Genomic DNA, 19,254 nt, shown 5'->3' on the forward strand with positions numbered 1-19,254 from the left:
CCTTACTCCATCTGCTCGAATATGGGCTTGAGGGTATTGTTCCACACGGTGGCGTTCACATCCCCCACATGGCGGTAGCGGATCACTCCCCGACTGTCGATCAGGAAGGTCTCGGGCGCGCCATAGACCCCCAGATCCAGCCCCAGCATGCCCTTGGGATCGTAGAGATCGATGGCATAGGGGTTGCCCAGGTTGTCGAGCCAGTTCAGCGCCTTGTCCCGCTCGTCCTTGTAGTTCATGCCGACGATATAGAGCCCCTCGGTCGCCTTCAGCTCGTTGAGGTATTCATGCTCGGCATAGCAGGTGGGGCACCAGGTGGCCCAGACGTTCAGCAGCATGGGCCGGCCGGTGAAGATCTCCCGGCTGTGCTGCTTGTCCAGTTGATGCAGGTCCTGCAACTCGAACTCGGGGATCGGCTGGTTGATCAGTACCGATTCCAGCCTGGTAGGATCGGAAAACAGACCCTTGTACAGAAACACCGAGCCGCCCAGAAACAGCGCCAGGGGCAGCAGCAGGATCAAGATACGACGATTCATTCTGCCTCCTTTGCCTGGCCGTTGTTGCGGCCGAAGCGATAGCGCTTGTCGGCCATGGAAACCAGGCCACCGATGGCCATCAGCACGGCGCCAAACCAGATCCAGCGCACGAAGGGCTTGTAATAGAGGCGCACCGCCCAAGCCCCGTCATCCAGCTGTTCACCCAGGGCGGCATACAGATCCCGGGTCAGGCCGGCGTCGATGGCCGCTTCGGTCATCGGCATGCGCTGCACTATATACAGGCGTTTTTCAGGGGTCAGGGTGGTCAGCGGACGGCCGTTTTTCGCCACCTGGATGATGCCCTTATGGCCCTCGTAGTTGGGCCCGTCATCACGCCGGCTGCCCTCGAAGGTAAAGGTATAACCGGCAAAGGTGACGCTGTCGCCGGTGGCCATGCGTACATCCCGCTCTATGCTGTAGATCTGGGTACTGGCAACACCGATGATGGACACCGCCAGGCCGATATGGCCGAGGATCATCGCCCAGTGGCTGTTGCCAAGCTTGCGTACCCCGACTCCGAAGCTGTGCCTGTGGGTGGCACGGGCCCAGGTTTCCTGCAGGCTGGTCACCACTATATAGACCCCCAGGCCGATGCCGGTCGCCGCCCAGAAATCAAAGCGTTCGGCAAACAGCCAGGGCAGGCCGCCTCCCAGCAGCACGCTCACCACCAGGGCAAACAGCAGCTTGCCGTTGATTTCGCCCATCTGCTGACGGCGCCAGCGGAACAGGGGACCGGCACCCAGCAACAGGGCAAAGGGAATGATCAACCAGGCATAGAGGCTGTTGAAGAAGGGCGCGCCTATGCTGATGCTGCCCATCCCCAGCTGTTTATGCACCAACGGCAGCAGGGTGCCGATAAATACCACCAGCAGGCCGGCCATCAAGATGATGTTATTACCGAGCAACAGGCTTTCCCGGCTGGCCAGCTCATGCTTGCCGTGGCTTCTGACTTCGGCGCCCCTGATGGCATAGAGCAACAGCGACGACCCCACCACCAGCATCAGGAACACCAGGATAAACAGGCCGCGGGTGGGGTCCGAGGCAAAGGCATGCACCGACACCAGTATGCCCGAGCGCACCAGGAAGGTACCCAGCAGGCTGAGGGAGAAGGCCAGGATCGCCAGCAGTACCGTCCAGGCCTTGAAAGTGGCCCGCTTCTCGGTGACCGCCAGGGAGTGGATCAGGGCGGTGCCGGTCAGCCAAGGCATAAAGGAGGCGTTTTCGACCGGATCCCAGAACCACCAGCCGCCCCAGCCCAGCTCGTAGTAGGCCCACCAGGAGCCCAGGGCAATGCCTAAGGTCAGGAAAATCCAGGCCGCCATGGTCCAGGGCCGGGACCAGCGTGCCCAGGCGGCATCCAGCTTGCCGGTCATCAGCGAGGCGATGGCGAAGGCGAAGGCCACCGAGAAGCCCACATAGCCCATATAGAGCATGGGCGGGTGGAAGATCAGTCCCGGATCCTGCAGCAAGGGGTTCAGATCCCGGCCATCGACCGGAAAATAAGGCAGGGTGCGCTCAAAGGGATTAGAGGTGACCAGCACAAACAGCAGGAAACCGATGGCGACGATACCCATCACCGCCAGCACCCGGGCCACCGCATCCAGCGGCAGGGCCCGGCTAAAACGGGCCACGGCGGCGGTCCAGCCCGCCAGGATCAGCACCCACAGCAGCAACGAGCCCTCGTGGGCGCCCCACACCGCCGAGATGCGGTATTCCAGGGGCAGCAGGCTGTTGGAGTTGGAGGCGACGTAGAGCACGGTGAAGTCGTTGTCGACGAAGGCCCAGGTCAGGCAGAGGAAGGACAGCAACAGCATAAAGAACTGGGCATAGGCCAGGGGCCGGGCGGTCAGCATCATGTTGATGTTGCCCCGGGCCGCGCCCAGCAACGGCAGGCAGCTCAGCAACAGGGCGGCGGCCAGGGCCAGGATCAGCGTGAATTGGCCAAGCTCAGGGATCATGAACGGCTCCCCTGCAGCTGCTCCTCGGTATATTCCGGCTTGAAGTGCTCCATCCCTTTGAGCGCCTCGGCCACTTCCGGCGGCATATATTCTTCATCATGCTTGGCCAGCACCTCGAATGCCTCTATGGTGCGGGCATCCTTCAGGTTGCCCTGGGCCACTATGCCCTGCCCTTCCCGGAACAGATCCGGCAGTATGCCGTCAAACAGCACGGTAACCTTTTCACCGCCGGCATCGACCAGCTCAAAGCTGACCCTCAGGCTCTGCTGATCCCGCTGCACCGAGCCCGGCACCACCAGGCCACCGATGCGCAGCCGCTGGCCCGGCTCCGGCTTGAGCTTGTCTTCTCCCTTGCCCTGCACCAGCTCGGTGGGGGTATAGAAGAGATCGATATTCTGCTGCAACGCATAGAGCATCAGCGCGGTCATCGCCGACAGCCCAACCACCACGGCGACCAACAGGGCCATGCGCTTCTTACGTCTTGGGTTCATAGGGTATTCTCCAACTTCTGGGCCGCCTTACGGCGGGCAGCCCTGGCTTGTTTCTGTTGCACTTCGCGCAGCAAACGTTTCCTGGTGGTGATACTGGCCAGCACCAGCCCCAGCAAGGCGACCAGGGTGACGGCAAACGACAGCCAGACATAAAAGCCGTAGCCGCCCATGGCCAGGAAGGCCGACAGACTGTCAAATTTCATCCTGTTCCTCCGCCAGCTTCAGCACCCAGGGCCGGTGGGATTCCCTGCGCAGCAGCTCGTTGCGCAGCCGCATCAGGGTCAGGGCGCCCAGGAAACAGATAAAGGCAAAAATCATGATCAACAGCGGCCAGAGCATGTCATTGGAAATGGAAGGCTTGGCGAACTTGGTGATGGTGGCCCCCTGATGCAGGGTATTCCACCATTCGACCGAGTAATGGATGATCGGCAGGTTGATCACCCCTACCAGCGCCAGTATGCCGGCGGCCCGGCCCGCCAGTATCTTGTCGGAAATGGCGTTGTAGAGTGCGATAACGCCGAGATAGAGGAACAGCAGGATCAGCTCCGAGGTCAGGCGGGCGTCCCACACCCACCAGGTGCCCCACATGGGCTTGCCCCAGGCGGCGCCGGTAAACAGCGCAATAAAGGTAAACACGGCCCCCACCGGGGCGATGGCCGCCACCGCCATGTCGGCGGTCTTTACCTGCCACACCAGGCCGATAAAGGCGGCCACCGCCATCGAGGAATAGGCGCCCATCGACATGATGGCGGCGGGGACATGGATATAGATGATGCGAAACGCATCCCCCTGCTGATAATCGGCGGGCGCGAAGGCCAGCCCCCATGTGAGGCCGATGGTGAAGGAAATCAGGCTGAAGCCGGCGAACCAGGGCAGCCATAAACCGGCCAGCCGATAGGCCTCTTCAGACTTGGCATAGGGATGTAACCATTTCCACATCTTGCTTACTAACCTTTTTTATACTACGCATCATCCGGCAGATTAAAGATACTCCAAATCCGCCCCCCAAAAAACCTTTCGATCAAAACAGCCGGTTAATTGACGCTCACCCGCAGCGCCGCCGAAATGGCAAAGGGTGCCAGGGTTATGCTGCCCACCAGCTGGGCGGCCAGGATCGCCAGCTGGCCGTTATAGGCCACCCCCAGGCTCGCCGCCTCTATCGCCGAGGTGGCGAAGATCAGCACCGGGATATACAGGGGCAGGGTAAGCAGGCTCAACAGCACCCCTCCCTTGCCGATACCCACCGTCAGCGCCACCCCTATGCCGCCCAGCAGGCTCAGCACCGGCGTGCCCAGCAACAGGGTCCAGAACACCGCCATAAAGGTACTCATGTCCAGGCTCAACAAGACGGCGACCAGCGGCGACAGCAGCAACAGCGGCAAGCCGGTCAGTAGCCAGTGGGCCAGCACCTTGGCCAGCACCAGCACCCCTAGTGGACAGGGCATAAGCATTAATTGTTCCAGGGTGCCGTCAATAAAATCGTCGCGGAACAGCCGCTCCAGCGCCAGCAACGAGGACAGCAAGGCGGCCACCCACACGATGCCGGGGGCGATGCGGGCCAGCAGCGCCGGCTCGGGACCGATCCCCAGCGGGAACAGGGTGATCACGATCATGAAAAACCACAGCGGGTTGAGCACGTCGGCCCGGCGGCGCAGGGCCGACACCAGTTCACGCCGGGCCACCCCGGTAAACATCTGCCACATGCTTATTCCTCCAGGCTCGGGGTCAAGGTCAGGGTGCGTACCCGTCCGGCGCACAGGGACAAGTCCTGATGGGTGGTGATCAGCACCATGCCGCCGGCATCCGTATGGGTCAGCAGCAGATTTTCCAACACCTTGACGCCGTGCTTGTCGATGGCGGTAAAGGGTTCGTCGAGGATCCACAGCCTGGGACCGCCAAGCCAGAGACGGGCTAGGGCGACCCGCCGCTTCTGGCCGGCCGACAGCTGGCCGGCATATTGTTCTTCCAGCCCGGCCAGCCCCACCTGGGCCAGTACCTGCCACAGGTTGGCCTGGCTCTGGCCATGGTGCATGCGCCGGAAAAAGGCCAGGTTCTCGAAGGCGGTCAGCTCGTGCTTGATACCGGCCTGATGACCCAGGTAGAAGAGTTCGGCATGATAACCGTCACGGCCATGCTGGATCGGCTCGCCCTGCCACAGCACCTCGCCGGAGAAGGGCCGGGACAGGCCGGCCAGCAGCCGCAACAGGCTGGTTTTCCCCGCTCCGTTGGGCCCGGCAATCTGTACCAGGTCGCCGGGCTCGACCCTGAGTGACAGCTCACGGAACAGGGTGCGCTCTTCCCGGACACAGGTTAAGGCTCTGGCTTCAAGCATAAATCAGTGACTAAGACTGTTCAAAAATGGGCGCCAGTCTAGCACAAGGGGCCACCGAAGGCGTTAACATAAGCCGGACAGGGGTAAAATTCTCACCAAATCTTGTTTTAAAACAAAGAGCGCAGGGATTTCCAAGCCTGTGCTGCTTTTCTGCGCACTCGCGCCCGTCAGGGTTCTCATCCGTAGGGGACTTATATATACTCGCCGCAGGCTCCCATAGCTCAACAGGATAGAGCAGCCGCCTCCTAAGCGGCCGATCCAGGTTCGAGTCCTGGTGGGGGCGCCATTTCATGGCGCTCGATACTTTCCCTCCTCTCTGCTCCTCTGCGATTGACCCCGGCCCCCCTGTTCGGGCTACATTAGCCATTGTTTTCCATCTTCAGGGTGACGCTATGGACTCCGCGGTACTGATTACCGGCTGTTCTTCGGGTATTGGCCACACGGCCGCCCATTTTCTCAAGACCAAAGGCTTCCGGGTAATCGCCTCGGCCAGGAACGCCACCGACGTGGCCTCGCTCAGGCAACAGGGGCTGGAGGCGGTACAACTGGATCTGGCCGACGAGGCCAGCATAGAATCCGGTTTCAAGGAGGCGATGACGCTGACCGGCGGCCGGCTTTACGGCCTGTTCAACAACGGTGCCTATGGCCAGCCCGGCGCCCTGGAAGATCTGCCCACCCGGGCCCTGAGGGAGCAGTTAAACACCAACCTGTTCGGCACCCACCACCTGACCCGGCTGGCATTGCCCATCATGCTGGCCGCCGGACAGGGACGGGTAATCCAAAACAGCTCCATCCTCGGCTTCGTGGCCATGCCCTACCGGGGCGCCTATAACTGCTCCAAATTCGCCCTGGAAGGCTACACGGATACCCTGCGCCTGGAGCTGCGGGGCACCGGGGTCCATGTCAGCCTGCTGGAACCGGGGCCGATAGAAACCCGTTTTCGGGAAAATGCCAGGGACGCCTTCCTGCGTTATATCCGGCCCGCCGATAGCCGCCATGCCCTGGCCTATCGGCAAACCCTGGCCCGGCTGGAGCAGCCGGGGCCCAGCTCGCGCTTCAGCCTGCCGGCGGAGGCGTGCATGGCGCCTGTGCTCCATGCCCTGACCAGCTCCAGTCCCAGGATACGCTACCCGGTTACCCGGCCCACCAGGATGATGGCCTGGTTCAAGCGGCTGCTCACCGACCGGGCACTGGACAAGATGCTGGCCAAGGCCGGCGGATAGTCGGCTATGCTTTAGCCGAAGTGTGCACTATTTTCATAGTAATTACGGCCATTGAGGTAAGTAAAGATCACGCCGATCTCCAGCTCATCACCGACCAGGGCCCTGAGTACCTGGGTAATGGCGGCAGCGACCTTGTCCTGGACGTCGAGCGGGCGCTCAAACCAGAATACTTCCACCAACGGATATCCGGGTACCACATGCCCTTGATGCACGAACTCAGCGGGGATGAACTCCAGGGTAAAATGCTCAGCCGGACTACCGGCCAGGGGAACCAGGGTATCGACCAGGGATTTGCTAAGTTGTTTGACTGTTTCACGGGATACGCCGCGAAAACGCAAGTGAGGCATGGGAATATTCCTTTGTAGATGCTGAAGTAAGAGACGATTCGATGATAATCACAACCTTAGCGACAAAACAGCAGGGCCTATGAAAATTTTATTACATGGATTGTTATGGCTCTGGTGCAGCCAGGCGCTGGCGGCACCCGCGCTCTGGTCGGCCACCAGGGACAACCAGCAACTCTGGTTGTTTGGCTCCATCCACTTGGCAGACCGGCGGATGAGCCAACTGCCCCCCGCCCTGACCAAGGCGCTGGATCAGAGCCAGCTACTGCTGCTGGAAGTGGATCCCGAGCTGATTTCAATGGAGCAGCTAACCCCTTTCCTGACCATGCCCGCCGGAGAAAGCTGGTCCGGGCGCCTGGGGGCCGCGCTGGCCAACGAACTGAACCGCACGGCCCGGGAACAGGACATGGAACAACTCACCCGCTTCCCCCCCTGGTTTGCCGCCCTTCAGCTGACCCAGGCAAAGACCCTGTCATTTGGATTCAGCGCCCGATGGGGGATCGATTTTCAGCTGCACAAAAAAGCTCGACAAAAGGGCCTGCCCATCCAGGGCCTCGAATCCCCTACCCTGGTGTTCGACATGCTGTCCCGCCTGGCGGAGCTTGGGTTGGAGGATGACTTCGTGCGCCACAGCCTGGATGAAATGGCACAGATGTCCACCCAGCTGGATGCCCTGTTGAGCGCCTGGCTGAGCGGTGACGAGCAGGCGCTGCAGGACTTGCTGGCGCAACAACAAAGCCCCGAGCTGAGCCGCTTTATCGAACAGCAGTTATTGGCACAACGCAACCAGCTGTGGCTGGAGCAGCTGGCCAAGCAGGGCTCGCCCGAGGTGCTGGTGGTGGTCGGCGCCCTGCATCTGTATGGTGAGCATGGGCTGCTGGCAGGCTTGTCCGCCCGCGGTTTTACCCTCAATAAAATCGAGGATGACACGCTTTATTGATCAGGATCATCATGGCCCGGTGCCGTCTCGCTAAGATGTGTTCGAAGCACAGACTGAAGGAGACACACAATGGAATTCTGGCTGAAGCTGATGTTTGGCAGCGATGTTGGTTTGATGTCCATGATAGTCGTGATCGCCACCTCCATACTGATCAGCTTTTACGCAGGCTATTTTATCTACAAGGTAAAAACCGACAAGCCTAACGAATAATACGCGTTAACCAGCGGTGGACCCTGACCTCCTCCCCCCCCCCAGGGCCTGCCGTTTCCTCTCCGGCTGAACTTGCTTATACTGCGGCTAACCCTGTCGTTACGGAGCCGCACCTATGTCTTCCTCTGAATGGTCTGCCTTTGTCGGTGAGCTGGGTGATATCACGCCGCTCAATCAGGACACCCTGGCCCATCGGACAAACCCCGACCGGGATGCCGCCAGCCTGGCCGCCAAACGGAGTGCGGCCGAAACCCCGGCTCAAGATTCCCCCCTGTATTTATCCCTCGAATCCGTCGACTTGCTGCACCCGGACGATATCGTCGGCTACAAAAAAGACGGGGTGCAGGAGGGGGTGTTCAAGAAGCTGCGCCTGGGGCACTATCCCTGTGAGGCCCGTCTCGACCTGCACGACCACAGGGTGGAGCAGGCCCGTAAGGCACTGCTGGATTTTATCCGCGACAGCCTGCGTCAGGGTCATCGCAGCCTGGTGGTGGTCCACGGTAAGGGCGAACGCAGCCAACCCCAGGCCCTGCTCAAGAGCTATGTCTCCGGCTGGCTGAAGCAGATCCCTCAGGTCCTTGCCTATCACAGCACCCAGCGCCACCATGGCAGCACCGGCAGCCTGTATGTATTGTTGCGCAAGAGTGAGCGGGCCAAACAGGAAACCCGGGAGCGGCATCAAAGCCGGCTGGGGTAAGGTGTGTACCTGATGCTGGCACACCAAGCTCAGGCTCAAGCCATCGCCTATCAATAACAATAAAGGAAATATCTATGTCCTATTCCGCCCTGGTCGACCATTTTCAACAACTCCATCACCTGCAGCACCTCGGAGCCATCTGCGGCTGGGATCAGGCCACCATGATGCCGGCCGGTGGCAATGATGCCCGGGGCCAGGCGCTCAGCACCCTGGCGGTACTCTGCCATCAGCAATTGCAGAATCCCCGCCTGGCCGACTGGTTTGCCGCCGCCGGGCAGGAGTCCCTGTCACCGCAACAGGGGGCCAGCCTGGCGGAGATGAAGCGGGCCTGGCGCGATGCCACCCTGCTGCCCGCCGAGCTGGTGCGCCAGCTGTCGCTGGCGGGCTCCCGCTGTGAGCATGCCTGGCGCAGCCTGCGTCCGGCCAACGACTGGGCCGGTTTTTTGCCCTTGTTTGAAGAAGTGCTTAACCTGTCTCGTCAGGCCGCCCAGGCCAGGGGCGAGGCCCTGGGTCTGAGCCCCTACGACAGCATGATCGAAAAATACGAGCCCGGCATGCACACCAAGGAGCTGGATCTGTTGTTTGGCGAGATGAAAACCTGGCTGCCGGGGCTGATCCAGCAGGTACAGGAAAAACAACGCGGCGAGCCCCTGATCGCACCGCTCGGCCCCTTCGCCACCGATAAACAGCGGGCCCTGGGCCTGGAGGTGATGGCCCTGCTGGGGTTCGACTTCAACCACGGTCGCCTGGATATCAGTGCCCATCCCTTCTGCGGGGGGGTCAGCGAAGACGTGCGCATCACCACCCGTTATGACGAACGGGACGTCACCCAGGCATTGATGGGCATCATCCACGAAACCGGCCACGCCCGTTATGAACAGGGCCTGCCCGGGCAATGGCGGGGGCTGCCGGTGGGCCAGGCCAGATCCATGGGCGTACACGAATCCCAGAGCCTGTTCTTCGAGATGCAGCTGGGACGCCACCCGGCTTTTCTCAAGCGGCTGGCCCCCCTGATGGAACGGCATTTCGGTGCCCAGCCCGCCTTCGCCCCCGACAACCTGGCCCGGCTCTACACCCGGGTGAAACCCGGGCTTATCCGGGTGGATGCGGATGAAATCACCTATCCGGCCCATATCATGCTGCGCTATGAAATCGAGCGGGATCTGATCAACGGCCAGCTTGCCGCCAAAGACCTGCCCGAGCGCTGGGATCAACTGATGCAAGGTTATCTGGGGCTGTCGACCAAGGGGGATTACCGCAATGGCTGCCTGCAGGATATTCACTGGACCGACGGCAGCTTCGGCTACTTCCCCAGTTACACCCTGGGCGCCATCTATGCCGCCCAACAGGCGGCGGCCATCACCCGGCAGCTGGGGCCCTTAGGGTCGCTGATCACCCAGGATCCGGACGCCATCTTCCACTGGCTGGAGGGCCATATCTGGCAGCAGGCCAGCCTGCTGGATACCCACCGCCTGCTCGAACAAGCCTGCGGTACCCCACCGAACCTGGATCCGTTCAAATCTCACCTGGAGCAGCGATACCTGGCCTGATATCGACTGCAGTCGTCCACCGCGCTACCGTCGCCAAAGCGAAATAACCGTTCCCGGGCGTGCCAGGCACCTCGGGAACAGACCCAGGGCCGCCCCGCCAACCTGCCCGCCCGGTTAATCTGCACGGCTTAAATCCGTCTATGCTAGTAAGAGGCGGTCCAAGGAGTGGGCTGTTTTTTATAGCCTGGGAGCATGTATGCAAGGCAAACAAGACCGCCATCAACTGGTGGTGTTTTACGATGGTTCCTGCGAGGGTTGTGTCAAGGACAGGAAAAACTACGAGCGCTGGGCAGGTGAAGACGGCAAGGACATCTATTGGTACGACATTACCGGTAAGGAAGATGTCTTGCTCAGCATGGGGATCAGCCCCGAAAAGGCCCTGCGGGAACTGCACGTACAGGACGTTCAGGGCAATATCTTTTCCGAGCTGGACGCCTATATCCTGCTGATGAAACGCGTGCCCAGGCTAAAACCCCTGGCCATGCTGATCGGCCTGCCGGTGATCAGGCCGTGCCTGTCCTGGCTGTATCGCAGCTGGGTGGGCAAACGCCTCAAGCGAACAGGGCGCATTCCCTGAACTCGCCCCCAAGGTCACGACCATGTCCGTCGACTCATGCTCCCCGGCATGACAGCCGCCACCGGCTGGGGCATACTGATTTTACTTCCCTTTATCGATAAGCAGACTGCCTATGCGTTACGCAAAGATAACCGGCTGGGGCAAGTGCCTGCCTCCCGCAGTGCTCGGCAATGATGATCTGAGCAGCTTCCTGGACACCTCCGACGACTGGATTTATGCCCGCACCGGGATCAGATCCCGGCGCATTTCTCACGTCAACACCTCGGTGCTGGCCTCGGTGGCGGCCCGGCACGCCTTGGCCGCCGCCGGCCTCGAAGCCGCCCAGCTGGACTGCATTATCCTCGCCACCGCCAGCCCCGATACCCTGGTGCCCAGCGCCGCCTCGGCGGTACAACAACAACTCGGCGCCCACCGGGCGGCGGTGTTTGATATCAACGCCGCCTGCACCGGCTTTGTTTACGGACTCAGCGTCGCCAGCGCCTTGATCAGGGCCGGCTCCATGCAACGGGTGCTGCTGATCGGCGCCGAACGCCTGACCCACTACCTGGACTGGACCCTGCGCGATACCGCCGTGCTGTTCGGCGACGGCGCCGGTGCCGTGGTGCTGGAGGCCAGCGATGATCAGGTCGGCCTGCTGGCCGACAAACTGGGCTGTGACGCAGATGCGCGGGAAATCCTGTCTGTCCCCGACTCGGGCACCGCCCGCCCGCGCTTTGCCCAGGTGGATGGCCTGTTCTCCATCAATTTCGAAGGCAAAGAAATTTTCAAACGGGCGGTCAAGGGCATGGGCGACGCCGCCGCCTCTGTCCTGGAACAGTCCGGCGTCGGTCCGGAGCAAATCGATCTGGTGATCCCCCATCAGGCCAATATCAGGATCATCGACACCCTGGCCAAGAAGATGGAACTACCTCCGGAAAAAGTCATGATCAATATCGCGCAATACGGCAACACCTCGGCCGCCACCGTGCCCATCGCCCTGTGCGAAGCCCTGGAGCAGGGCCGAGTCCAGCCCCACAGCACGCTGCTGACCGCCGCCTTTGGCGCCGGCCTGACCTGGGGGGCCGCGGTGATCAAATGGGGCGAGCGCGTGACCCCGCTCTCCGTCAGCCTGGCCGAACTCCCCCCCTGCGAGCACTCGGCGCTGGAGTTGTTGGCCCCGGCCATTGCCGGCTGCCAGGCGGCCAACCGGCAAGTTGAACGCGATTAATCGATGAAAGTGCAAAAAACCGGCAGCATAGTTGCTTTTTACGGCAAACAGGGACTTTCTGGGAATTTATTCCCGTTCAGGGGTTCACAATGCCGCTGGTTTTGGTAGTATGCGCCCCACAAAACGTGGAGGGGTTCCCGAGTGGCCAAAGGGATCAGACTGTAAATCTGACGGCTCAGCCTTCGCTGGTTCGAATCCAGCTCCCTCCACCATCCATTTTTGCGTAAGAGCGGTCGCTCTTCGCCGGTAAGTTAAAAATAAAAAGTTAACTCGTGGAGGGGTTCCCGAGTGGCCAAAGGGATCAGACTGTAAATCTGACGGCTCAGCCTTCGCTGGTTCGAATCCAGCTCCCTCCACCATCCAGCTAAACCGCTGTCCTGTGACGGCGGTTTTTTTATGTCCGCCTGCTTGTTCCGCGCCACCCCAAGGGGCGGCCTGAAAGCCCCCCACCAAACAACATCACCAGCTGTTGGCCCAAAAGGCACTAACTGTCCTCTTCCTTCAGCGCCCTGGTCAGCCGCCGCTGCTGATGCTCGGGCGAATGGGTATGCCGGGCCAGCAGCCGGTACATGGCCGGCACGATAAACAGCGTCAGCAGAGTCGCCAGCGACACCCCGGAGAACACCACTATCCCCACCGCCCGGCGGCTTTCGGCACCGGCACCGCTGGCCAGGATCAGCGGGATGGCGCCCGCAACCGTGGTGAAGGCGGTCATCAGGATCGGCCGTAGCCGTCGTACCGCCGCTTCTGTCAGCGCCAGGTGAAACTCCAACCCCCTGTCCCTCAACTGATTGGCGAACTCCACTATCAGAATGCCGTTCTTGGTCACCAGGCCGATCAGCATCACCAGCGCTATCTGGCTGTAGGCGTTCAACGTCATGCCGAACAGATACAGGCCGAGCAAGGCGCCCAGCAGCCCAAGCGGCACCGTCAGCAGCACGATAAAGGGATGGACAAAGCTTTCAAACTGGGCCGCCAGGATCAGGAACACCACCACCAGCGCCAGACCGAAGACAAAAGCCATATCGCCCTGGTTGGATTTATATTCAAGCGACTCCCCCTTGTAGTCGACCGTGGCCGACTCCGGCAACTGCTCGCGTACCAGCTGATCCAGGTAGTCCAGCGCCTGCCCCAGGCTGTAGTTACCCACCAGGTTGGCGCTCAGGGTAATGGCTTTCTTGCGGTTGTAGTGATTGAGCGAAGGCGAGGCCCCCTGCTCATTGAGCCGCACCAGGTTATCGACCGAGACCAGCCCGCCATCACTGCTGCGCAGGTAGATACCCGCCAGATCAGTCAAGCGGTTAAAGTCCTGTTCCCGGCCCTTGAGGAACACATCATATTCTTCCCCCTGGCGGGTGTAGGTGGTGATCGCCTGGCCGCCCAGCATCACATTCAGGCTGTCTGCCACCTCGGTCACCGAGATACCCAGCTTTGCCGCCCGCAGCTGATCGACCGCCACCAGCAGTTCCGGTTTGGTTTCCGCGTAATCCAGATCCAGGTCGCTCAGCCCCGGGTTATCCCGGGCCAGGCGCCGCAAGTGCTCGGCCCACTGGTACAGCTCGTCATAATCACCGCCTCCCAGCACAAATTCCACCGGCGCACTGGCGCCGCTGCGGATCGAGGAAGGCAGTATGGGGATCACCAGTACGTCGGCCACCGCCCGGGTCATGCCCCGGATGCGGCCCACCAGGGCTTCCGCCGATACGTCTCGTTCATCCCAGCTGGCCAGGCCGGCAATCAGGATGCCGGTGTTGACGCCACCACCAAAGCCCGGGGTACGCACCGTCAGGCTGGTGACCAGGCCTTCGTCCCGCAACGGCGTCAGCCGTTGTTCAACCTCATTCATCGCCAGCTTCATCCGTTCGAAGCTGGCCCCTTCGGCGCCGCGCACCATCATGAAGATCACCCCCCTGTCCTCTTTCGGCGTCAGACTCTGGGGGATCTGGCGGAACAGCACCAGGATCAGCGCCAGCGCCACCAGCATCACCACCGGCGCCCACCACACATGGCCCAGCTCTTCGCCGAGCAGCTTGCGGTAGCCCTGTTCCAGCCGGTTGAAGAGCGCGTCGAAATGCCGGCTCAGCCAGCCGGGTTTGCCATGGGACTTGAGCATTTTACTGCCCATCACCGGGGTCAGGGTCAGTGCCACCAGGGATGAAAAGGCCACCGCGGAAGCCAGCAGTACCGCGAACTCGGTGAAGATACGGCCGATGATGCCGCCCATAAAGACGATGGGCAGGAACACGGAAATCAGGGTGAGGGTGGTGGCAATCACCGCGAAGCCCACCTCGCGGGCACCGTGATAGGCCGCCGACAGCGGCGAGCGTCCCCGCCGCAGGTGATGATAGATGTTTTCCAACACCACTATGGCGTCATCGACCACCAAACCGATGGCCATGATCAGCGCCATCAGGGTGATCAGGTTGACCGAAAAGCCCAGGCTCAGGGCGACGATAAAGGCGCTGATCAGCGACACCGGCACGGTAATGGCCGGGATCAGGGTCGCCCTGATCTGGCCGAGGAAAATATAGATGACCAGCACCACCAGCACCATGGTGATCATCAGGGTGCGGTAGACCTCACCGATGGCGCTTTCGATAAACACCGAGCTGTCGTAGGTCCAGGTCAGCTCGGTGCCCTCGGGCAGAAATGCCTGTTGGCTGCGGATCGCCGCCTTGACGCCGTCGATCACCTCCAGGGTATTGGCCTGGTTCTGCTTGATGATGCCGAGCCCCACCACATTCTGGCCATTGGAACGGAACAGGCTGTCTTCGGGCTTCTCCCCCTCCCACACGGTCGCCACATCGCGTAGATAGACACGCTGCCCCGAGTCGATGCGCCGAATCGCCAGGTTCTCGAAATTCACCGCCTGATCGTAGCCCCGCTGGATGCGGGCGGCAAAATTCTGCTGCTCATTCTCCAGCGTCCCCGCCGGCAACTCCACATTCTGGGCGCGCAGGGCGGCGTCGATATCGGCCACCGTCACCCCCCTTGCCGCCATGGCCGCCGAGTCCAGGCGCACATTCATCACCCGCTCCTTGCGCCCGCCCACCCATACCGAGCTGACCCCATCCAGCAGGCTGAAGCGATCGGCCAGCACATTCTCGGCATAATCCCCCAGGGCCAGCGGCGACAGGCCGGTGGAGCGCAGGGTCACCCACAGGATGACGTCGTTACGGCCGGTGTCCTTGGTCACTATGGGCGTGTCCGCATCGTCGGGCAGGCGCCGCGATGCCCGGGCGACCGCATCCCGCACATCGCTGGCCGCATCATCCAGATCCCGGCTGGGATCGAATTCGATGGTGACTCGGGAGTTGCCGTCCATGGTGCTGGAGCTGATAAACTTGACGCCGCTGATCCCCGACAGTTCATCTTCCAGCCGCTTGCTGACCTGGGCCTCGATCACCCCGGCGCTGGCCCCTTCGTAATCGGTGCGGACCGTGACGATCGGCGAGGTGGTGTCGGGCATTTCCCGCAGGGGCAATTCCAGGAAGGAGATCAGGCCAAACACGCAGAGCATCAGGCTGAGCACCGTGGCCAGCACCGGGCGGGCAATCGCCAGATCAGAGATCTTCACCGCTCACCTCCACCCGCATGCCATCCCGCACCTTGACCACGCCTTTGCTGATCACCCGCTCACCCGGCTCCAGGCCGGACACTATGGTGACCAGTTCACCCAGGTTGGCGCCTATGGTCACGGGACGCCGGGATGCCTGTCCCTGGCCGTCGACCACAAACACATAACGCTGATTGCCGGCGTAGAGCAGGCTCTGGGCCGGCACCACCGTCTGCGCACCGTTTTCCAGGGGCAGCACCACCCGCATCAGCATACCGGGCACCAGCAGCCGATCGCTGTTATCAAACCGCAGCCGCACCCTGGCATTGAGGGTATCGGGATCCACGCTGGGCGATACCACCGTCAGCTCACCGACGAAGGACCTTTCCCCATAGGCCTCCGTATAGGCGGTCAGCCACTTGCCGACAACCAGCTTGCGGAAGTATTTCTCCGGCACCGCCAGATCCAGCTTCAGGGTGCTGATATCCAGCAGCTCGGCCACCGGGCTGTTGGCCTCCAACAGGGCGCCGGGGGCCACGTCGCTCAAGCCGATGACACCGGCAAAGGGCGCACGCAGACGCAGATAATCCGCCTGTGCCCTGGTTCCCTGCAGCTTGGCCTCGGCCATGGCCACCGCCGCCTGCTGGCCATCCAGCTCGGTTTGGGTGACCGCCTTGCGTTGGTACAGGCTCTGGTAGTTGGCAAGGATCCGCCGGGCGTCGAGCAGGGCGGCTTCTTCCTCCTTCACCCGTGCCTGGGTCTCGCGATCATCCAGGCTGAGCAGCAGCATTCCCTGATCCACCTGCTGGCCGGATACGAAGTGCACCTCGGTCACCCGGGCGCTCACCTGGGGCGCTATGGCCACCAGTCGGTTGGCCTTTAGGGTGCCAATCAAGGCGACTTCAGACTGCACCTGTTGCTGGCCGACCCGCACCGTCGACACCACGGGACCGGTTTGCGCCGCCGTGCTGCCGGTGCCGAGCAACCAGGCTGCCAGCAGATAAAGCGGCCACTTGTTATGGTTATGCATCACCCTGCCCTTTCATCCATTCCCTAACAATCACTGCCATCAGTTTACGGGGTTAACCTCGGCAAACTATGTCTGCGACTGACAAAGATGTGACAAAGTATGTCAATCATCGGGCTTAATTCACACGGTTTTGGAAAAATTGCTTAAGCTTTGATGGTTACAAGGATGTTTGAGGCATATTCCATTGCAGAGGTGGCACTATGAGCCAGGGAAAAATACTGATAACCGGCGCTGCCCGCGGCCTGGGGCTGGGCATGACCCGTTACTTTTTGCAGCACAACTATCAGGTACTGGGACTGGATATCGATAAATACGCCCTCACCGAGCTGGAGGAGTCCCGACTTCCCGGCTTGCAGCTGGTCCACCTGGATGTGGCCGACGAACAGGCGGTACAGACCCTCAGCCGGCTGGTCGAGCGCCAGTTCGGCCGGTTGACCGGCATCATCAACAACGCAGCCGTCAGCCACCCCTTCCACGAGCCCCTCAGGCACCTGAACCTGGCCCATTGGCACCATACCCTGGCCGCCAACCTGACCGGCCCCCTGTTGATCAGCAAGTATCTGGCGGACCTGCTTATGCCGGGCTCGGCGATTATCAATATCACTTCGACCTGGGCCCATCAGTCAGAACCCCACTGCGAAGCCTACGTCGCCGCCAAGGGTGGGCTGGTAGCCCTGACTCACGCCCTGGCCAACAGCCTGGGGCCGGATATCCGGGTCAATGCCATCAGCCCGGGCCGGGTCGACATCACCGACTATCAGCCCGGCAAGTCGGCGCCACCGCCCCCCGGCCCGGCCGACCACCGACAGCACCCGGTCGGACGGGTAGGAGAAGTGGAGGATATCGCGACCCTCGCCCGCTTCCTGCTCTCTGCCAAGGCCGGATTTATTACCGGCCAGGAGTTTATCCTCGACGGCGGCATAAGCAAACGCATGAGCTATGTGAACAACCCGGCTGCCGGTTAGGTCGCTTTCTGCTAGCATGGGGCAAACTTGCCAACCCGACCCTAATATGAAAATCGTTTCCTTTAATATCAATGGACTTCGCGCCCGTTTACATCAACTGCAGGCGCTTATCGACAAGCATCAACCGGACGTGATCGGCCTGCAGGAAACCAAGGTACATGATGAGGTGTTTCCGCTGGAGGCCGTTAATGAGATGGGCTATCAGGTGCATTTCCATGGCCAGAAGGGCCACTACGGGGTTGCCCTGCTCAGCAGGCAGCCTCCGCTGACCGTACAGAAAGGCTTTCCCGGTGATGCAGAAGACGCCCAGCGGCGCATGATCATCGGCCGCTATCCCTGCGCCGATGGCTCCGGCATTACCGTGCTCAACGGCTATTTCCCCCAGGGGGAAAACCGCAGCCATGAAACCAAGTTCCCCGCCAAGGCCCAATTTTACCAGGATCTGCAGCACTACCTGGAGCGGCACCATCAACCGGAAGATGCCCTGGTGGTGATCGGTGATATGAATATCTCCCACACCGATGCCGACATCGGTATCGGCGAAGCCAATCGCAAACGCTGGCTGCGGGACGGCAAATGCTCGTTTTTGCCGGAAGAGCGGGAATGGATGGAACGCCTGCTGGGCTGGGGCCTGGTGGATACCTGGCGGCTGCAGAACCCGGCCAGGGATGACACCTATTCCTGGTTCGATTACCGCAGCCGGGGCTTCGACGATAACCGCGGCCTGCGCATCGATCTGATCCTGGCCACCCCCACCCTCGCCGAGCGGCTGGTGGAAACCGGTATCGACTATGAACTGCGCGGCTGGGAGAAGCCCTCGGATCATGCGCCGATCTGGGCCACCTTTGGGTGAGGTGACAGACTCGGGATTGGGGATTGGGGATTGGGGATTGGGGATTGGGGATTGGGGATTGGGCAATAATCCCCGGTCTCCAGTCACAGCGCTTAAGCCGTTCTCGGCTTCAGATGCTTGAACCAGCGGCCTTCCAGCCGGCGGAAGCTCCATACCAACAGGAAAGTCAGGCACATATAGATGAGTCCCGCCGCCAGGAACGCCTCGAACGGCGAATAGTAGCGGGAGTTCACTATCCGCGCCGCGCCGGTCAGATCCACTATGGTGATCACCCCGGCCACCGCCGAACCGTGCAGCATGAAGATCACCTCGTTGCTGTAGGCCGGCAGGGCACGGCGAAATGAGTTGGGCAGGATAATACGCCGCAGGGTGGTCAGCCGGCTCATACCATAGGCATAGGCCGCCTCGATCTGCCCTCTGGGCATGGTATTGATCGCGCCGCGAACAATCTCGGCGGTATAGGCCGCGGTATTGAGGGTAAAGGCGAGGATGGCGCAGAACCAGGCCTGACTGAACCACTCCCAGGCTGCCGATTCGCGCAGCCAGGTCCACTGGCCGGCCCCGTAATAAATCAGGAACAGCTGTACCAGCAAGGGGGTGCCACGGAAGAAGTAGATATAGGCCCAGGCAGGTCCCTTTAGCAGCCAGTTGCGGCTGTTGCGACAGATGCCCATGGGCACGGCGATCAGCAGCCCCAGCAGTAACGACAGTGCCACCAGGAACACAGTGGTGTAGAGTCCCTGCCAGTATACACCCCATTCGTTGACTACGATTGAAAAATCCAT

At 61.3% G+C, this 19,254-nt stretch carries 20 protein-coding genes and 3 tRNA genes; 12 read left to right on the forward strand and 11 right to left on the reverse strand.

Annotation, left to right across the window (positions count from 1 at the left end):
* Nucleotides 1-2 precede the first annotated feature (2 nt).
* From ABD806_RS08930 to ccmA, 7 genes are all read right to left on the reverse strand, one after another.
* A complete protein-coding gene (locus ABD806_RS08930) occupies nucleotides 3-536 on the reverse strand; it encodes a DsbE family thiol:disulfide interchange protein (protein ID WP_344957033.1) in 534 nt (177 codons plus the stop codon).
* Nucleotides 533-2,494: a heme lyase CcmF/NrfE family subunit gene (locus ABD806_RS08935; protein WP_344957035.1), complete on the reverse strand. Its 1,962-nt coding sequence runs from the start codon at nucleotides 2,492-2,494 to the stop codon at nucleotides 533-535. The genes ABD806_RS08930 and ABD806_RS08935 overlap by 4 nt, the downstream gene beginning before the upstream one ends.
* Nucleotides 2,491-2,985: a cytochrome c maturation protein CcmE gene (ccmE, locus tag ABD806_RS08940; protein ID WP_344957037.1), complete on the reverse strand. Its 495-nt coding sequence runs from the start codon at nucleotides 2,983-2,985 to the stop codon at nucleotides 2,491-2,493. The genes ABD806_RS08935 and ccmE overlap by 4 nt, the downstream gene beginning before the upstream one ends.
* The gene (ccmD, locus tag ABD806_RS08945; RefSeq protein WP_344957039.1) at nucleotides 2,982-3,188 is read right to left on the reverse strand and encodes a heme exporter protein CcmD; all 207 of its coding nucleotides are present in this window, start codon (nucleotides 3,186-3,188) and stop codon (nucleotides 2,982-2,984) included. Before ccmD ends, ccmE begins: the two co-directional genes overlap by 4 nt.
* Entirely contained in the window at nucleotides 3,178-3,924 is a 747-nt protein-coding gene (locus ABD806_RS08950) for a heme ABC transporter permease (protein ID WP_344957041.1), read from the reverse strand. Before ABD806_RS08950 ends, ccmD begins: the two co-directional genes overlap by 11 nt.
* A gap of 95 nt (nucleotides 3,925-4,019) precedes the next feature.
* Nucleotides 4,020-4,688, reverse strand: coding sequence for a heme exporter protein CcmB (ccmB, locus tag ABD806_RS08955; RefSeq protein ID WP_344957043.1), 669 nt, complete (start codon nucleotides 4,686-4,688; stop codon nucleotides 4,020-4,022).
* A gap of 2 nt (nucleotides 4,689-4,690) precedes the next feature.
* Nucleotides 4,691-5,317: a cytochrome c biogenesis heme-transporting ATPase CcmA gene (gene ccmA / locus ABD806_RS08960; protein WP_344957045.1), complete on the reverse strand. Its 627-nt coding sequence runs from the start codon at nucleotides 5,315-5,317 to the stop codon at nucleotides 4,691-4,693.
* Between the two features lie 210 nt (nucleotides 5,318-5,527).
* Between ccmA and ABD806_RS08965 the strand changes: the two genes are divergently transcribed.
* Nucleotides 5,528-5,603: transfer RNA gene (locus tag ABD806_RS08965), tRNA-Arg, on the forward strand.
* A gap of 106 nt (nucleotides 5,604-5,709) precedes the next feature.
* Entirely contained in the window at nucleotides 5,710-6,540 is an 831-nt protein-coding gene (locus tag ABD806_RS08970; protein WP_344957047.1) for an SDR family NAD(P)-dependent oxidoreductase, read from the forward strand.
* 11 nt (nucleotides 6,541-6,551) lie between these two features.
* On the opposite strand, the gene ABD806_RS08975 is transcribed toward ABD806_RS08970, so the two are convergent.
* On the reverse strand, nucleotides 6,552-6,887 hold the full coding sequence (locus ABD806_RS08975) for a DUF1904 family protein (protein ID WP_344957049.1): 336 nt from the start codon (nucleotides 6,885-6,887) through the stop codon (nucleotides 6,552-6,554).
* Nucleotides 6,888-6,966: 79 nt separating this feature from the next.
* Here ABD806_RS08975 and ABD806_RS08980 point away from each other — a divergent pair, with 79 nt between their 5' ends.
* From ABD806_RS08980 to ABD806_RS09015, 8 genes are all read left to right on the forward strand, one after another.
* Entirely contained in the window at nucleotides 6,967-7,824 is an 858-nt protein-coding gene (locus ABD806_RS08980) for a TraB/GumN family protein (RefSeq protein ID WP_344957051.1), read from the forward strand.
* Nucleotides 7,825-7,893: 69 nt separating this feature from the next.
* A complete protein-coding gene (locus ABD806_RS08985) occupies nucleotides 7,894-8,034 on the forward strand; it encodes a DUF3149 domain-containing protein (protein ID WP_344957053.1) in 141 nt (46 codons plus the stop codon).
* Nucleotides 8,035-8,149: 115 nt separating this feature from the next.
* Complete coding sequence (smrA, locus tag ABD806_RS08990; RefSeq protein ID WP_344957055.1) at nucleotides 8,150-8,731, forward strand: DNA endonuclease SmrA; 582 nt, start codon at nucleotides 8,150-8,152, stop codon at nucleotides 8,729-8,731.
* A gap of 74 nt (nucleotides 8,732-8,805) precedes the next feature.
* Nucleotides 8,806-10,281 (forward strand): carboxypeptidase M32, encoded by a 1,476-nt coding sequence (locus tag ABD806_RS08995; protein ID WP_344957058.1) that lies wholly within the window; start codon nucleotides 8,806-8,808, stop codon nucleotides 10,279-10,281.
* A gap of 196 nt (nucleotides 10,282-10,477) precedes the next feature.
* Complete coding sequence (locus tag ABD806_RS09000) at nucleotides 10,478-10,858, forward strand: thiol-disulfide oxidoreductase DCC family protein (protein ID WP_344957060.1); 381 nt, start codon at nucleotides 10,478-10,480, stop codon at nucleotides 10,856-10,858.
* A gap of 112 nt (nucleotides 10,859-10,970) precedes the next feature.
* Nucleotides 10,971-12,065 (forward strand): ketoacyl-ACP synthase III, encoded by a 1,095-nt coding sequence (locus ABD806_RS09005; protein WP_344957062.1) that lies wholly within the window; start codon nucleotides 10,971-10,973, stop codon nucleotides 12,063-12,065.
* Nucleotides 12,066-12,192: 127 nt separating this feature from the next.
* Nucleotides 12,193-12,277, forward strand: a tRNA-Tyr gene (locus ABD806_RS09010).
* A 62-nt stretch (nucleotides 12,278-12,339) separates the two neighbouring features.
* A tRNA-Tyr gene (locus ABD806_RS09015) sits at nucleotides 12,340-12,424 on the forward strand.
* Nucleotides 12,425-12,549: 125 nt separating this feature from the next.
* On the opposite strand, the gene ABD806_RS09020 is transcribed toward ABD806_RS09015, so the two are convergent.
* The gene (locus ABD806_RS09020) at nucleotides 12,550-15,642 is read right to left on the reverse strand and encodes an efflux RND transporter permease subunit (protein ID WP_344957064.1); all 3,093 of its coding nucleotides are present in this window, start codon (nucleotides 15,640-15,642) and stop codon (nucleotides 12,550-12,552) included.
* Nucleotides 15,629-16,651: an efflux RND transporter periplasmic adaptor subunit gene (locus ABD806_RS09025; protein ID WP_344957066.1), complete on the reverse strand. Its 1,023-nt coding sequence runs from the start codon at nucleotides 16,649-16,651 to the stop codon at nucleotides 15,629-15,631. The genes ABD806_RS09020 and ABD806_RS09025 overlap by 14 nt, the downstream gene beginning before the upstream one ends.
* Before the next feature lie 200 nt (nucleotides 16,652-16,851).
* Between ABD806_RS09025 and ABD806_RS09030 the strand changes: the two genes are divergently transcribed.
* Both ABD806_RS09030 and xthA read left to right on the forward strand, forming a co-directional pair.
* Nucleotides 16,852-17,616: an SDR family oxidoreductase gene (locus ABD806_RS09030; RefSeq protein WP_344957068.1), complete on the forward strand. Its 765-nt coding sequence runs from the start codon at nucleotides 16,852-16,854 to the stop codon at nucleotides 17,614-17,616.
* A gap of 46 nt (nucleotides 17,617-17,662) precedes the next feature.
* Entirely contained in the window at nucleotides 17,663-18,469 is an 807-nt protein-coding gene (gene xthA / locus ABD806_RS09035; RefSeq protein ID WP_344957070.1) for an exodeoxyribonuclease III, read from the forward strand.
* Between the two features lie 92 nt (nucleotides 18,470-18,561).
* Here xthA and ABD806_RS09040 read toward each other — a convergent pair whose 3' ends face one another.
* Entirely contained in the window at nucleotides 18,562-19,254 is a 693-nt protein-coding gene (locus tag ABD806_RS09040; RefSeq protein WP_344957072.1) for an ABC transporter permease, read from the reverse strand.

The sequence above is a fragment of the Zobellella aerophila genome, from assembly GCF_039539325.1.
GTDB classification, from domain to species: Bacteria; Pseudomonadota; Gammaproteobacteria; order Enterobacterales; family Aeromonadaceae; genus Oceanimonas; species Oceanimonas aerophila.